A 14,885-nucleotide genomic window follows, 5' to 3' on the forward strand; every position below is an offset into this window, starting at 1 on the left:
TATATGAAAAGAAATATTAGAATAGAGGAAGTTGGAGATATTAATTCAGAATATCCATATTTAGAAATTTTTTTTAACGGAGATACATCACCATTTTTAGAGATTGCTATTTTTAACAAAGAATTATCATTTAAAATTTATTCTCTTGCAAAAAGTATTATATTAAGTAATGATGAGTGGACTTACATTCAAAAAACTGCGAATGATTTTTTGCCAAAAGCTTTAAAAAATGAAGATGATTTTAAGAATTCTTATTTATAGCAACTAGAAAATGTAATAAGAAAATAGTTATTAAATTTTTAAATAATTAATAGAAATATATTACTCCTAGTAATATATTCAAAATTGAATTTTAAACAAAAGTAGGGACTTCCCTACTTTTGTTTATTCTTGAGAGGTTATTTCAATGGGGTAGCTGCCAATGGTGGAAACTGGAACCCTGTAAAATGGGACTGGCAAAGAACATGGAGTGCGGTATTGGGAGGCGCCATTGGTGGAGCGGCAATCTCAGGAGCATTGGGAACTATTTCAAGTAATCCGGGAGCTATTAAGTTTGTACTGCCAGGGATAATCTCAGGAGGGCTCAACTCAGCGTTCACAGGAAGTAATTTCTTAGGAGGAATTATTGGTGGGATATCTTATTCTGGTAATTTGTTTACCAATAATGTGACTTCAACATCAGTATATAGCGAACTAGCCAAAGCCGAATATGATGCTCTTGGAATACCTGATTCGGGAGAAGCTCTGGATCCATCAATACAGACGTTAAGAAAAATGTTTAAAGATACTGGATGGAGTGAAATGAATACGGGAGCAAAACAGTTTTATGTAGATCATGTATCTAGTCCGTATATTAAAAAGGGGGATGCGTATTATAATACCATAACGGGGGAGGATGTATATGCTTATACCAGAAGTAATCCTTGGGATAATAATTCTTCAAGTATATCATTCTCCAAAGCCTCTTTTGCCTCTAAAATTAAACTTGGTTTTGTAATGACTCATGAGTTGGGACACTCGAGGCTTAATACATTTTCTACCTTATTTAATTTAAGATATGATAAAACCACTTCTGGCTATGTTCCATCTACCATACCAGGGACAGGTAGCCCAGGAGTTTCAATAGACCATGCTGCGATTTGGGGACTTGAACGTGACTTTTTACAAAAAAACGGATTGAGTGAACTACCGAAATACTTTAACAATAGTTCCAAAATGAATATCATATTTAACCAAAATATTTTAAACAGTGTTACTTATAAACAATTTTATGAAAAAATTAAAATTTTATCAGTTAAAATCAAATAAAAAAACGATCCTTTTGTTAATGAGCTGTTTTTTTTTATTCTCATGTAATAAGTTGAAGGAAGATTTGAATAATCGAAATATTGAGATTAGTTTGCTAAAAAAAGACAAGATTGATCATAATAGTTTAATGACAACTCTTCTCTTCAAAAATAATTCTGATCAGAATTATGCACTTTCTATTTTTCCAGAATATTATTTAGTAAAAACTAAAAAAGGTTTAATTTATTCTGATGATGTGGGAAAGATTAGAGGGAAAATCGTAAGTTCTGCTTTTGCAGATGAAATAGAAGATTGGGAAAAAGGTAATAGAATATTATTTTCATTCTGTAAAAAAACATTGTTTAATTACAAAAATTCAGAAAATGATTTTTCCAACTTTCTAAATAGTAGAGATGATTTATTTTCAAATTACGTTCTATTTCTTCCAAAAAAATCAGAGCGGAGAATAATTATTTTTTTTAATTCAAATAAAATGAATGATAAAACCTTTAATGAGGAAAATGCAAGAATCTCAGCGGATTGGGAATTCTATGAACCTAGAGCTAAAGTTTTAGATTCTTTATTGAAGAAAGAGAGAGTAGATTATAAAGTTTATGATAGAGATCTAATTTTAAAAGATTCATTATTTATTAATAAATAAAGTGGTAAAGTAATTTTTTTAAGCAAAAGTAGGAGTAATCCTACTTTTGCTTTCTTAAAAAATCCTCCCGGAAATGGGACTGGCAAAGAACATGGAGTGCGGTATTGGGAGGCGCCATTGGTGGAGCGGCAATCTCAGGAGCATTGGGAACCATTTCAAGTAATCCGGGAGCTATTAAGTTTGCTTTGCCAGGGATAATCTCAGGAGGGCTCAACTCAGCGTTCACAGGAGGTAATTTCTTAGGAGGAGTTATTGGTGGGATATCTTATTCTGGTAATTTGTTTACCAATAATGTGACTTCTACGGATGGGATTAGTGCAGGGTATAGATATATCAACTCTCCCACAGAAGATTATTTTGGTGGGGGCTGGGATGATTTAACAAAGAGTATACTACTCAATTATGTTAAAACTAATTTTTGTGAAGACTGTTCTTATGGAAAACTGCAACAGAAGTCGGGTACAATGTTTGAAAAGGCTTTCAATGCAATTATGGGAGTTGATTATTCTTCGTTGAATTATGAAAGTAATAATAAAAAAATAGCAGGTAAGTATAACGAAAAATTGAGAAATACTGTTCCAGATGGAATTTTTGATATGGTTATAGATGAATATTATTCTATGTTTAATGTCCCAACACCATTTCCTAAAAGTTCAACAAGATATCCTGGTGTTCAGTTTGCAGAGGTAAAAGCAATGGATGGTACTTTATACAATGGTTCTAATCAAGGCCAGATATCATCTATGCTTTATGCAATGAGTAAAAATGGAGGAGTAAATAAATATGGAGGACAATTTATTATTGGTACTACTTCTGATACAAAAATATCACCAAATATTGTGACTCAGGGATTATTATATAAAATACAGATTGTACATATGACAGCTCAATATAGAATGATAAATAAATTTATGGAAATGAGATTATATTATGGTGGTGGAAGCCCTAGTACATCATTTATTAAATAAAATAATTTATAATTATATGAAAAATATTCTTATTGTAGTGCTAAGTTTTTTAAGTTTAATTTTAAACGGTCAAAATAATATGAATGAAGAGTTAAACAAGTTATTTTTAGATTTAGATCTAGCTTCAAGTCCTAAAAATATGGTTAATAAATCCCCCTTGAAATTTGAACATATAGTCAGACAGGGAATAAGTTGGGGAAATGCAGGAGGTAATGTTAGTGATTTTGTTGCTAGATTTGATAAGAACCCATTAATTGAGTCCAGTATAAAAGAGGGACAAATTAGTATAATACAAAAAGATGAAGATATTCAGTCTGGCAATTTTTCAATTACCGAAAGAGTTTGGTTTTATAATAAAGAAGATATGATAAATGAATATCACAAATTGATTGAATCTTTTGAAAAATTGGGATCCAGAGTTAAAAATTCTACTATTCAAAATGAAGATTTTGACACAAAGTATGAAAATACTGAGATCTTAATGGAAACTGATTCTAAGAAATCTACATTGACAATTGGTTATCATTTGCCTCCAAGAGAAGAAGAGGATAAGTTATATTTCCTTGCATTTGTTTACACCAATCATAATTAATAAACTTAATTCATTTATCTATAAGAATTTTTTCAATACAATGTTTGAATCTCCTGCAATATTTGATTTAAAGGAGATTATTAAATAATTTAAAAATCTAGAGCAGGACTTCTCCTGCTCTGGATTCTATTTAAAATAATTTTAAAAGTATGTGATGTAGATCTATGAAAAAAATTGTAAATACTTTAGCTCTTCTTTTCTGTTTTCTGGTTTTCGGAATATCTAAAGGCCAGACCACCTCTAAGTATATAGAAATTGAATGGAAGAATGGAAGCGAAGCAGCAAAAAAAATAATGCTAAATGAGTATTATTATGATCCTTTAGATGCATGGTCTCCTTTTGGAAATGATATCGGTAGTGATACATACTACTTGTATTGTGACTGGAAAAAAGAACATCCAAAAGAAGATATAAGAAAATTTATAGACGAAGAACTTATTAGTTCAGGATATCCAGGATTTGATCTTTATATGGATGGTAAAGACCCTGAAAGGCTTCGAAGAATAGTCGATACCATGCAAAATCAATATATTGATTTAAATGCAATTGATAACAAAGTAATTGCATTGGCATTTTCTCAATTATTTTTGGAAGGTAAGATTGAACCTCAAGTGAAGGAATGGGCAGAAGCTGCATTTAGTAGAGAATTTGTATATCTTGATTTTTGGGGTGAAGATGACAAAGGAGAAATGAAGGAGAGAAAAGAAAGAGAAGAAAGAATGAATGAACTTTTGAGTGATTTACGCAAAGCTTAACCAGTATCTTCCTAAATAGTGTGACTCAGGGATTATTATATAAAATACAGATTGTACATATGGTTACTTTTACATTGTCTAATGGAAGTGCTGCAAGTTAGACAGCAGATGGTATATTTATTAGATTTAGAGGGTTAAAATAAAATATATATGAAAAGAAATATTAGAATAGAGGAAGTTGGAGATATTAATTCAGAATATCCATATTTAGAATTTTTTTTAACGGAGATACATCACCATTTTTAGAGATTGCTATTTTTAACAAAGAATTATCATTTAAAATTTATTCTCTTGCAAAAAGTATTATATTAAGTAATGATGAGTGGACTTACATTCAAAAAACTGCGAATGATTTTTTGCCAAAAGCTTTAAAAAATGAAGATGATTTTAAGAATTCTTATTTATAGCAACTAGAAAATGTAATAAGAAAATAGTTATTAAATTTTTAAATAATTAATAGAAATATATTACTCCTAGTAATATATTCAAAATTGAATTTTAAACAAAAGTAGGGACTTCCCTACTTTTGTTTATTCTTGAGAGGCTATTTCAATGGTGTAGCTGCCAATGGTGGAAACTGGAACCCTGTAAAATGTGACTGGCAAAGAATATGGAGTACGGTATTGGGAGGCGCCATTGGTCGAGCGGTAATCTCAGGAGCATTGGGAACTATTTCAAGTAATCCGGGAGCCATTAAGTTTGTACTGCCAGGTATTGTTTCAGGAGGATTCAACTCTGCCTTTACAGGAAGTAATGCTGTTGGTGGGATATCTTATACAAATAGTCTATTCGAAAGTAAAATTACATCGGCAGATTTGGTTAATACAGGAAACAGGTATATAATTTTACCAAATTATAGTGATAGTCATAAGGATGATTCTTGAGTAACAGGAATTATAAAAGATAATAATCTTTCTCTGATTTAGATTTAAAATCTGAATTAGTTAGTAAAAGGAGATGTTTTCAATTCTTTTTGCCATTATATTGTGGCCAGGTAAAAAATGATAATTTAGTATTACATTGTGCTTTATGATATGATAAATTATATTTTACTATATAAAATATACGACGATAAATTTCGAGGTTTTATTTTTTATCGGAAAATAATGAAAAATTGTTTTAGCTTTTAATTTAGGTAAGATCTTGAAAACCATGTAATATTACTATGGATAAGATTGTCTTATCAGTAACCAATGAATACTACAAAAAATATTTTCTTCTTACTGAGCTTAGCTTTGTCAGGAGGTATGGCGGAAGCCCAGGAGATCGCAAAGTCACTAACCAACACAGTGTGGAAACAACAAGGCTATGACCGGGTGCTGGCAATCAAAGATTCTGCATTTTCGTATTACAATATCAATTCTGTTACCTGCAAACCCTTGGCAGAAGGGATTTTTAACGGTCGTTTCCGGGTCATTTCTTCAGCTAAAAGAAAGCTGGTTTTAAATCCGGGAGGAATTGTTAATTATAATTTTACCCCACTGGATTCACTTCCTTCAAAATGTATAAGAGAGGTGAAGGACCTATCTTATCCAAAGAACTTTCAGGTATTTTGGGAAACGTTTAATGATAATTATGCCTTTTTTAAAGAACGGAATATAGACTGGAAAGCAATATATGACCAATACCATCCAATGGTTCAGAATGCTAAGACCGATAAAGAGTTTGCCGCAATCTTAAAGGAAATTATAGGAAAACTTAAAGACGGGCATATCCGTCTTGATCTTCCAGATGCTTTGAAGGACCAGCCTGCACCAGTATCGGCTGCATCAGGAAGTGTGCATACAAGACAGATTTTGCTGTCTGATCTGAAAAATACTTATGGAAAGGGACTAAAATCTTATAATGGAGGGGTATTGCAATGGGGGTTTTTGAAAAATGGTAAAACGGGGTATATCTTAATGACAGATATGAATAATTTTGCTGATTACGTTCCTGAAAATCAGCAAAACTCAAAAGAATTCAGAGCTTTGTATGATAAAATCAGTGAATCAAAAACTCCTCAGAAAATGTTTGATGATGAAATCGAAGGAGCGGCAAAGATGATGGATCGGGTACTTCATGATCTGGAAGGAACATCTTCCGTAGTAATCGATCTTCGTTTCAACGGGGGAGGATATGAAACGGTAGCCCTTAAACTGTTAAGCTATTTTGTTCCGTCTGACAAAAATGTGCTTTCTGTTAGAGCAAAAATGGGTTCCGGCTTTACCCCGAAACAGAACTATACTTTACATCCTGCACAGAAAACGTATTCTAAGCCTGTCTATTTACTCTTGGGACCCAATACAGCAAGTGCAGCAGAAATTTTTGCACTTGGAGCACTGGATTATCCGCATATTACAAGAATCGGAAGCAGAACTTCAGGAATATTTTCAGAAATCCTCTGGAAAGAACTGCCTAATGGATGGGAGTTTAGCCTTTCCAACGAGATTTATACTGATAAAAGAGGAAAAATTTACGAAGGAACCGGAATTCCTGTCACGATAGAGATGGATTACCCAAGGAAATATCCTGATTTTAATAACAGCTTTTATCCGGCCGGTATTTTCAAAGACAAGACACTTGATAAAGTGTTGGAATTGGAGAAGCTAAAAAAATAAAGGAGCATAGATTTACTAAAAAATACCACCTGAATAAGGCGGTATTTTTTTGGCATAAATTTTAGCTAAACTTTTGAATTGCTTCCGCAGTCACCGGTGTGAAAAAATTAATCAGATTCCCGTCCGGATCCTGAAACAGAAGAGACCGGTTTCCCCATGGCATAGTTGTAGGCTCCTGTACAATGTCAGTTGTGAGTTTTTTGATCCTTTCATATTCTGCATCTACGTCAGCAACAAGAAACTCTATGATTGTGGTTTTATTTCCTGTTGATTCTGTAAGATTTTCACCAAATAGTTTCATGGTTCGGGTACTTCCAATGGCTATGGTGATAGAGCTGGCGGATAATTCGGCAAAATCTTCAGTATACCACTGACCGGTTAAGCCAACTGCTTTTTCATAAAATGATACCGTTTGCTTAATGTCTTTTGTAATAATCCTTAGTGAGGCAAGTTTCATACTGTTTAAATTTAATTGTTGAATAATTTTAAACAAAGGTAGAGCAGAAGGGTGACAACAGGGTGTCAGGAGGTTATTCTACAAACCACAATTCAAAACAACTTCCTTCTTCCAGGGCTCTGTAATTAAGATATCCGCCATGAGCTTCCATGATACTTTTAGCCAGTGTTAATCCAATCCCCGATCCGTTGGCTCTCGTTGTAAAAAAAGGAAGGAATATTTTATCTTTAATACCAGGAATAATTCCTGAGCCGTTATCAGCAATACTGATGATAATCCGGTTGTTATTGGATCTAACGGTTGTTTTGATCATCTTTTGTTCCTTTTCTGAGACGGCATAAATTGCATTGAGATAGAGATTGATCAGACTTCGCTCAATCATCTTTTCATCCGCAGACACTATAAAATCTTCTATTTCCGAAACCATCATGATATTGTATCTTTCAAACTCAGGTTTCAGGAAATTAGCGGCAGATTCAGAGATTTTTTTCAGTGAAATAGGAGCCAGAACGGGTTTGGGCAATTCTGCAACCTGACGGTAGTGATCTACAAAATTCAGAAGCTGTTTTGATTTTGAATTGATAATCATCAGGCTTTCTTTCATTTCCTGCTGATCTTCCTTATCGATGGTTTCCTGGTTGCTGATGTACTCCAGGTTTTGAATCAGGCTGTTGACGGGAGTAAGCGTATTCAGGAGCTCATGGGAAATCACTTTCATCAGATTGTTCCATGCCAGTTTTTCTTTTTGTTCGATAATCTTTTGTACAGATTCCAGCGTAATAATATAAAAATGATGCTGAGTACTTCTGACCTGTTTAGTTCTCAGAGAGAACGACTGTTTAGAATTCCCGTGAATAGAAATGTCAAAAAATTCCTGTGAACTCTTGTAATTGGTATCTTCGATAATCCTATAAAATTCAGGAACTTTTTCGGCATACAGATCCCACCGGTTGTATTTGGGAACCTGAAGAGTATTGAGGAAAGTGCTGTTCACATAAAATACATTCCAGAACTCTTCTTTTTCAGAGAGGATCATAAGCCCGGTTTCCAGCTGATCCAGTATACTTTCATAGAGAAGCTTATAAGAAGACAAAGAGAATTGTTCTTCCTTGCTTTGATAATATAGCCGGACGCTGTTTTCTAAAAGTTCTGCTCCTTCTTCCTTTGGAAATAACGAAAAATCTTTTCTCCTGATAGAGGAAATCACCTTGTTTGCTTTTGAAATCTGGGCCATGAGTGATGTATAGACCAATGCTGTAAAAGCAATCATGAGTACGGCAAAAAGAACAGCATTGAACCATTTTTTTTCTGAAAAGAAATGATAACTCGTGATTCCACTAACGATAGCCAGCAGGTTGTAGATCAGCCACAGATACTTTGTTTTACTCATGAATTTTTATATAGTATTGATAGTACATTATAATAACCGGAGATTTATATTTTACCAGCCCGATTGCAGTCTGGAATCTCACATCTGAAATTTAATCGCTTTTATAACCCGAATTTCTCCATTCTCCTGTACAGAGCCGCCCTTGAAAGGCCCAGATCTTCTGCTGCTAGAGAAATATTCCCGGTATGTTTTTTCAAAGCTTTTCTGATCAGGATTTCTTCCATTTCTTCGATATTAAGATTCACAATAGTGTTCTCATGTTCTTCATGTTGAGGCATTAATAGGTGAAGATTACTTTCATTGGATAGAATGACACTTCTTTCCAGGCAGTGATCCAGTTCCCGGATATTGCCGGGCCAGGGATAATTTTTGAGACCGGATAATAAATCTTCCGTGAGGACAAGATTGGGTTTATGGTATTTCTGTTTATAACGGTCCAGAAAATAATGTGTAAGCAGTTCAATATCCTCCTGCCTTTCTCTTAAAGCAGGAATCTGAATTTCCACCGTATTGATCCTGTAATACAAATCTTGCCGGAAACGGTGCTCAGCAACTGCTTTTTTAAGATTTTCATTGGTGGCAAAAATAAAACGGACATCCAGTAAACGTTCTTTAGACTCTCCAATTCTGGATAATTTCCTGTTCTGAATCAGGCTCAGAAGTTTTGTCTGAAGCTGAAGGGGTAAATTTCCGATCTCATCCAGAAATACAGTTCCGTTTTGGGCATTTTCAATTTTTCCGGTATAATCCTGATGAGCATCAGTAAATGCACCTTTTTTATATCCAAATAACTCAGATTCAAAAAGATTTTCAGAAATACTTCCCAGGTCAATATGAACAAAAGGTTGATTTTTCCGTTCAGACTGTTCATGGATAGACTCTGCCAAGACATATTTTCCCGTTCCGTTTTCTCCTAACAGCAGGATATTAGCATCTGTAGGGGCTACTTTGCTGATCTGCTCAAGAACTTCCTTCATTTTTGAAGAGTGGCTTTCCAATTGATATTGGCTGTTTTTCTGACTTACGTTTTCCCATTGGCTGAGTTTTCTGTTTTTCCGTGAAATATCTACGGCGAGATTAACGGAGGCGTATAGCTTCTCATTGTTCCAGGGCTTTAGAATAAAATCGGAAGCTCCGTTCTTTAAAGCTTCTACCGCCAGTTCCACCTCTCCATAAGCCGTCATCAGAATAATGGGAAGATGAGGTTCCAGGGTTTTGATCTCATTCATCCAATATAGACCGTCCTGGCCGCTTTCAAAGCCTTTTCTGAAATTCATATCCAGTACCACGGCATCCACCTGATTTTCCGTCATGAATTTTAAAATCTGAGCAGGTTTACTGAGGCAGCTGACTTCTGAAAAAAACTTTTTAAGCCAGACTCTGGCGGAGAAGAGAATGTCTTCATCATCATCTACAATCAGAATATGGGCTTCTTTTTTACGCATACAGTTTACATTAAATGTATTAAAAACTTGTTTTTTGATTACAAAAGTGTTCGTTTTCGCACAAGAAGTGTCCGATAATGAACAGTTGATCTTCTATTCCTGAAAACATTATTGCAGATTGTCAATGACTTACCTGTTTATATTTCTCTGGCATCTGCCTTGTGTAATCTATTGTAATAAAATGAGTTATCTTTAATATGGATACGAAAATAGTAAAAAAGAAATCGAAATTAAAATTTGTTTTAGGCGGATTGGCCCTATTGACAATGATATCGTTGTCCGGCGTGTACTTTATCAGTGAGAAAAAAACATATAATGTTTCCGCTGCAGATATTCAGATGGACGAGGTTACCCAGGGGAAATTTGAAGATATGCTGATGGTGACAGCACAGACCCAATCTCTTAATTCTTCACTGGTCAATGTACTGGAGGGAGGAGCGGTGAAGGAAATCTTTGCTGAAGACGGTCAGATCCTCACTAAAGGACAGCCTATTGCGAGAGTGTATAATCCTAATACCGAATTTACTTACATGAATCAGGAAACAGGAATTATGCAGCAGATCAGCCAGATGAGAAGCACCCTTCTCGAACTGAAAAATCAGGAACTGGCTCAGGATAAAGAATTGCTGCAGGCTCAAAATGATTATAATACGGCGCTGCAGAATTTTAATCTTCAGAAACGGCTTTATGACGCAGAGATTGGAAAAAAGACAGATTATGACATCAGTACGCAAAATCTTACCTATCAGAAACAGAGAAAATCTATCGTAGAGAAAGGATTTTCTACAGAAAAAAACTCCAGGAATGCTCAGATGGCGTCTATAAGCAGCTCAATAGGGCAGATGGATAAGAGCCTTCAGATCTTGCGTTCCAATAAAAACAATTTTCTGATTCTGGCACCGGCTTCCGGAAGACTTTCATCGTTCAGCATCTCAATAGGAGAAAACCTTACCAATGGACAAAGTATAGGGAAGATTGATTTGATGGACGGATATAAAATGGTAGCTAAAATAGATGAGTATTATATCAATAAACTTCAGAACGGAATCAAAGGGATCCTTGATAATGATGGTAAGCTTTATAATGTGGTAATTACTAAAATCCTGCCGGAAGTAAAAGACGGACAGTTTTTGGCGGAGCTTAATTTTACAGATAAAAAACCTGACAACCTGAAAATAGGAATGACCTTCGGATTGAAATTAAAGCTTTCAGCAGATACCCGGAGTACCATGATCCCCAAAGGGAACTTCTTTAAAGAGACCAATGGAAAATGGGTATTTGTAGTGAAAGGAGATAAAGCAGAAAAAAGAACAATAAGTATCGGCAGAGAAAATCCGCTGTACTATGAAGTAATATCAGGACTCAAAGAAGGAGAGACCATTATTACATCAGATTATTCAGACTTGAAAAAATATGAAATCATTGAGATTAAAAAGTAAAAAGATGAATATTTTTAACCTCTTATAAAAAGCAGCCACAAAAGGCTTTCAGAATATCAATAACCATAACATTAAACATATACTACAATGATCAATATACATAATCTTTCAAAAATTTATAAAGCAGAAGATGTACAGACCAATGCTTTAAATGAAGTAAATCTCAATATTAAGGAGGGCGAATTTCTTGCGATAATGGGACCTTCAGGCTGCGGGAAATCTACATTTTTAAATATCCTTGGACTTCTCGACGCTGCTTCATCAGGTTCTTATCAGTTTGAAGGCGTTGAAATGATCGGACTGAGTGAAAGAAAAAAATCAGACGTCCGCAAAAAAAATATAGGTTTTATATTCCAGAATTTTAACCTGATCGACGAGTTGACGGTCTATGAAAACATTGAGCTTCCACTCATATACAACGGATTTTCTTCTTCTGAAAGAAAAAGAAAAGTAGAGGAAATTCTGGAGAAAATAAATATTGCCCACCGTGCAAAACATTATCCACAACAGCTTTCCGGAGGACAGCAGCAGAGAGCAGCAGTAGCAAGAGCGCTGGTAACAAAACCCAGGCTGATTCTTGCGGACGAGCCTACAGGAAACCTGGACAGCTCCAATGGTAATGAAGTAATGAACCTTCTGGCTGAACTTCATAGGGAAGGATCTACCATAGTGATGGTGACACACTCTTCTTATGATGCAGGTTTTGCTTCCCGGATCATTACTATGAAAGATGGCGAAATTTTTAATGAAGAATATGCCTCCCGAAGAAAAGATGTCTTTGCAAAAGCAGATGCCGGAGCATTTGATTAATCCAGATGCACTTCATCACCTATCATTAACTATAACACTACTATTATGCTTACCAACTGGCTCAAAATTGCCCTGATCAATTATAAAAAGAACTGGCTGTCCACATTTATCAATTTATTTGGACTTACTGTCGGGTTAACTGGATTCATGCTCATCCTGATGAATTGGAATGATGAAGAATCTTTTGAAAGATGGAACCCTAAAAGGGAGAATATGTACTATTTCCAGACGTATCACAAGAAAGAAAATTCTTATGGGAATAATATTTCGATCCCAATGGCAAGACGTGCTAAAGAAGTCATTCCGGGGGTTCAGGATTACGTTTTGTTTAATGGTTCCGGAATAGGATTGAAGATGAGCACAAAAGATAAAACGATCTATCAGCAGGATGGAATGACCTCTACAGAAAGTTTTTTCGACTTTTTCCCATTTAAACTGATTGCCGGAAGTTATAAAAATGCACTGAAAGGAGGGAATGTTATTGTGCTTTCCACAACGGCTGCCAAAAATCTTTTTGGAAGAACAAATGTAGCAGGAGAAAGTATCAAATTTGACAACCACAATTATATTGTCACTGCAGTGTATGAGCTGCCTAAGGGAAATACGCAGGTAAAACCGGAATTCATCATCAATCCTGTTGACCAGATTAAAAATGATGAAAAGAACTGGGGTAATTTTAACTATGCCTGTCTTTTTATGCTCAAAAAAGGAACAGATCCTCTTATGGTACAGCAAAGATTCAGAAAGGATGTTTTAGAATACCGTGCCAGCCTGGAGAGTGGTTCTGCCGGGTTAACCGTTCAGCAATATCTTGATTTGTATGGTCCTACCGACAGTCTGCTGACGCCATGGGATCAGGTGAAGCTCCATGCAAAAGCATCATGGTTTGGGTTTCCGGATTTCAAAACACTGATGATTCTGTTTACACTTTCTGTGCTTATTGTCGTTTTATCAGCTATTAATTTTATTAATCTTAAAACGGCGCAGGCTTCTCAGAGAGCAAAAGAAATTGGCGTCAGAAAAGCAATCGGAAGTACCAAATCCAGCCTTGTGCTGCAGTTTTTGCTGGAAACATTTGTGATTTGTATGACCTCATATTTACTTTCATTGGCATTAACAGAGCTCCTCTTACCAAGCTTCAATAAGTTTTATGATAAAGAAATGAAGATGGATGACTGGCATATTTTCTTTTACTCTTTCCTGATGGTCATTATGGTAACTTTGATTGCAGGACTGATTCCGGCCATGTATCTCTCCAACTTTAAAGCTATAGAAACTCTTAAAGGTAATTTCGCAAGAAGTAAACATGGCGTTTGGCTGAGAAACGGAATTCTGACACTGCAATTAGTGATTTCTTCCTTCTTTATTATCTGCGGATTGATTGTTAACAAACAGGTGGAATATATGATGAACAAAGATCTGGGCTACAGCGGTAAACAGATAATGATGATCAACTTCAATGAAAATAATGCAAAACCTTGGCTGAAGTATGAGAGACTTAAAACCGAGATGAGAAAAATACCCGGAGTTACTGATATTTCTTATGGAGAAGCAGTTCCCGGAAGTGGACGATCCAGCAGTTCCAATATCGACTTTATGGATAAGAGTATACAGGGGCAGCATGGTTCTATGGATTATGATTATCTGAAATTCATCAATGTAAAACTTAAAAAAGGGCGCTGGCTGGACCCTAATCTTTCATCAGATACCATCAATAATGTTTTGGTGAATGAGGCTTTTGTAAGAAAGTTTGGATGGAAAGATGAAGATGCTTTAAAAAATGAAATTAAGCCAGGTTTTGATATCAAAAATTATAAAATTGTAGGTATTGTAAAAGATTTCAATATCCGGAATCTGAAAACGGAAATAGAACCGATTGTGTTTTTTCATTACAGAGAAACACAGTGGAAGAGATTCAATGTCTATAATATTCAACTGAAAATAGATCCAAATGATATTGCCGGAACTGTAAAAAGAATAAAAACATATTGGCAAAATAAAGTAGAACCGGGATATCCTTTTGATTATTATTTCCTTGATCAGAAATTCGCCAAAACTTTTGAAGCCTATCAGAAGCAACAGACTTTATTCGCTATTTTGAATGCAATGGTATTAATGGTAGCTTTACTGGGACTTTTTGCACTATCGTCATTAATGATTGAGCAGAAACTGAAAGATGTAGCCATCAGAAAAACATTGGGAGCTTCAGATCATACTCTGATTTTCGGACTGACGCGCCAATTCCTCTGGATTGCAGTGATAGCTGTTTTGATCAGCATTCCCATCTGTTATTATCTGATGAATGAATGGCTTAAAGATTTTGCCTACAGAATTGATATGCCGGCATGGCCTTTTATTGCAAGTTTCCTTGTTTTATTGGGATTAACGTTTGCTGTTGTAAGCATTAAAGCTTATAAAGCCACCAAAGTGAATCTTGTAAAATATCTGAAATATGAGTAACTGAGTTCATTATTCACTTTA

14 protein-coding genes are annotated in these 14,885 nt (G+C 35.0%); 11 read left to right on the plus strand and 3 right to left on the minus strand.

Translation table 11 applies throughout. The features are described 5' to 3' along the window. Nucleotides 1-3 precede the first annotated feature (3 nt). From LF887_RS08595 to LF887_RS08630, 8 genes are all read left to right on the plus strand, one after another. On the plus strand, nt 4-261 hold the full coding sequence (locus tag LF887_RS08595) for a hypothetical protein (protein ID WP_236858711.1): 258 nt from the start codon (nt 4-6) through the stop codon (nt 259-261). A 129-nt stretch (nt 262-390) separates the two neighbouring features. Beyond that, nucleotides 391-1,308 (plus strand): hypothetical protein, encoded by a 918-nt coding sequence (locus tag LF887_RS08600; protein WP_236858712.1) that lies wholly within the window; start codon nt 391-393, stop codon nt 1,306-1,308. After that, a complete protein-coding gene (locus tag LF887_RS08605) occupies nt 1,271-1,948 on the plus strand; it encodes a hypothetical protein (protein ID WP_236858713.1) in 678 nt (225 codons plus the stop codon). The genes LF887_RS08600 and LF887_RS08605 overlap by 38 nt, the downstream gene beginning before the upstream one ends. A 104-nt stretch (nt 1,949-2,052) precedes the next feature. Beyond that, complete coding sequence (locus LF887_RS08610; protein WP_236858714.1) at nt 2,053-2,916, plus strand: hypothetical protein; 864 nt, start codon at nt 2,053-2,055, stop codon at nt 2,914-2,916. A gap of 16 nt (nt 2,917-2,932) precedes the next feature. Further along, nucleotides 2,933-3,508 carry a hypothetical protein gene (locus LF887_RS08615; protein ID WP_236858715.1) on the plus strand — a complete coding sequence of 192 codons (576 nt, stop codon included), beginning with the start codon at nt 2,933-2,935 and terminating at the stop codon, nt 3,506-3,508. Nucleotides 3,509-3,672: 164 nt separating this feature from the next. Beyond that, nucleotides 3,673-4,263, plus strand: a complete 591-nt coding sequence (locus tag LF887_RS08620) for a hypothetical protein (protein ID WP_236858716.1) — start codon at nt 3,673-3,675, stop codon at nt 4,261-4,263. A 536-nt stretch (nt 4,264-4,799) separates the two neighbouring features. Beyond that, nucleotides 4,800-5,147 carry a hypothetical protein gene (locus LF887_RS08625; RefSeq protein WP_236858717.1) on the plus strand — a complete coding sequence of 116 codons (348 nt, stop codon included), beginning with the start codon at nt 4,800-4,802 and terminating at the stop codon, nt 5,145-5,147. 309 nt (nt 5,148-5,456) lie between these two features. Further along, nucleotides 5,457-6,863, plus strand: a complete 1,407-nt coding sequence (locus tag LF887_RS08630; RefSeq protein WP_236858718.1) for a S41 family peptidase — start codon at nt 5,457-5,459, stop codon at nt 6,861-6,863. A gap of 61 nt (nt 6,864-6,924) precedes the next feature. Here LF887_RS08630 and LF887_RS08635 read toward each other — a convergent pair whose 3' ends face one another. The 3 genes from LF887_RS08635 to LF887_RS08645 form a co-directional block, all read right to left on the minus strand. Next, complete coding sequence (locus tag LF887_RS08635; protein WP_236858719.1) at nt 6,925-7,320, minus strand: VOC family protein; 396 nt, start codon at nt 7,318-7,320, stop codon at nt 6,925-6,927. A 73-nt stretch (nt 7,321-7,393) separates the two neighbouring features. Then, a complete protein-coding gene (locus tag LF887_RS08640) occupies nt 7,394-8,710 on the minus strand; it encodes a sensor histidine kinase (RefSeq protein WP_236858720.1) in 1,317 nt (438 codons plus the stop codon). A gap of 101 nt (nt 8,711-8,811) precedes the next feature. Further along, the gene (locus tag LF887_RS08645; protein WP_236858722.1) at nt 8,812-10,155 is read right to left on the minus strand and encodes a sigma-54-dependent transcriptional regulator; all 1,344 of its coding nucleotides are present in this window, start codon (nt 10,153-10,155) and stop codon (nt 8,812-8,814) included. Between the two features lie 197 nt (nt 10,156-10,352). Between LF887_RS08645 and LF887_RS08650 the strand changes: the two genes are divergently transcribed. The 3 genes from LF887_RS08650 (at nt 10,353) to LF887_RS08660 (ending at nt 14,864) form a co-directional block, all read left to right on the plus strand. Further along, nucleotides 10,353-11,594: an efflux RND transporter periplasmic adaptor subunit gene (locus LF887_RS08650; RefSeq protein WP_236858724.1), complete on the plus strand. Its 1,242-nt coding sequence runs from the start codon at nt 10,353-10,355 to the stop codon at nt 11,592-11,594. Between the two features lie 87 nt (nt 11,595-11,681). Beyond that, nucleotides 11,682-12,404, plus strand: coding sequence for an ABC transporter ATP-binding protein (locus tag LF887_RS08655; protein ID WP_236858726.1), 723 nt, complete (start codon nt 11,682-11,684; stop codon nt 12,402-12,404). Between the two features lie 45 nt (nt 12,405-12,449). Next, the gene (locus LF887_RS08660) at nt 12,450-14,864 is read left to right on the plus strand and encodes an ABC transporter permease (RefSeq protein ID WP_236858732.1); all 2,415 of its coding nucleotides are present in this window, start codon (nt 12,450-12,452) and stop codon (nt 14,862-14,864) included. The last annotated feature ends 21 nt before the right edge of the window (nt 14,865-14,885 follow it).

The sequence above is a fragment of the Chryseobacterium sp. MEBOG06 genome, from assembly GCF_021869765.1.
In the GTDB taxonomy this organism is placed as follows: Bacteria; Bacteroidota; Bacteroidia; order Flavobacteriales; family Weeksellaceae; genus Chryseobacterium.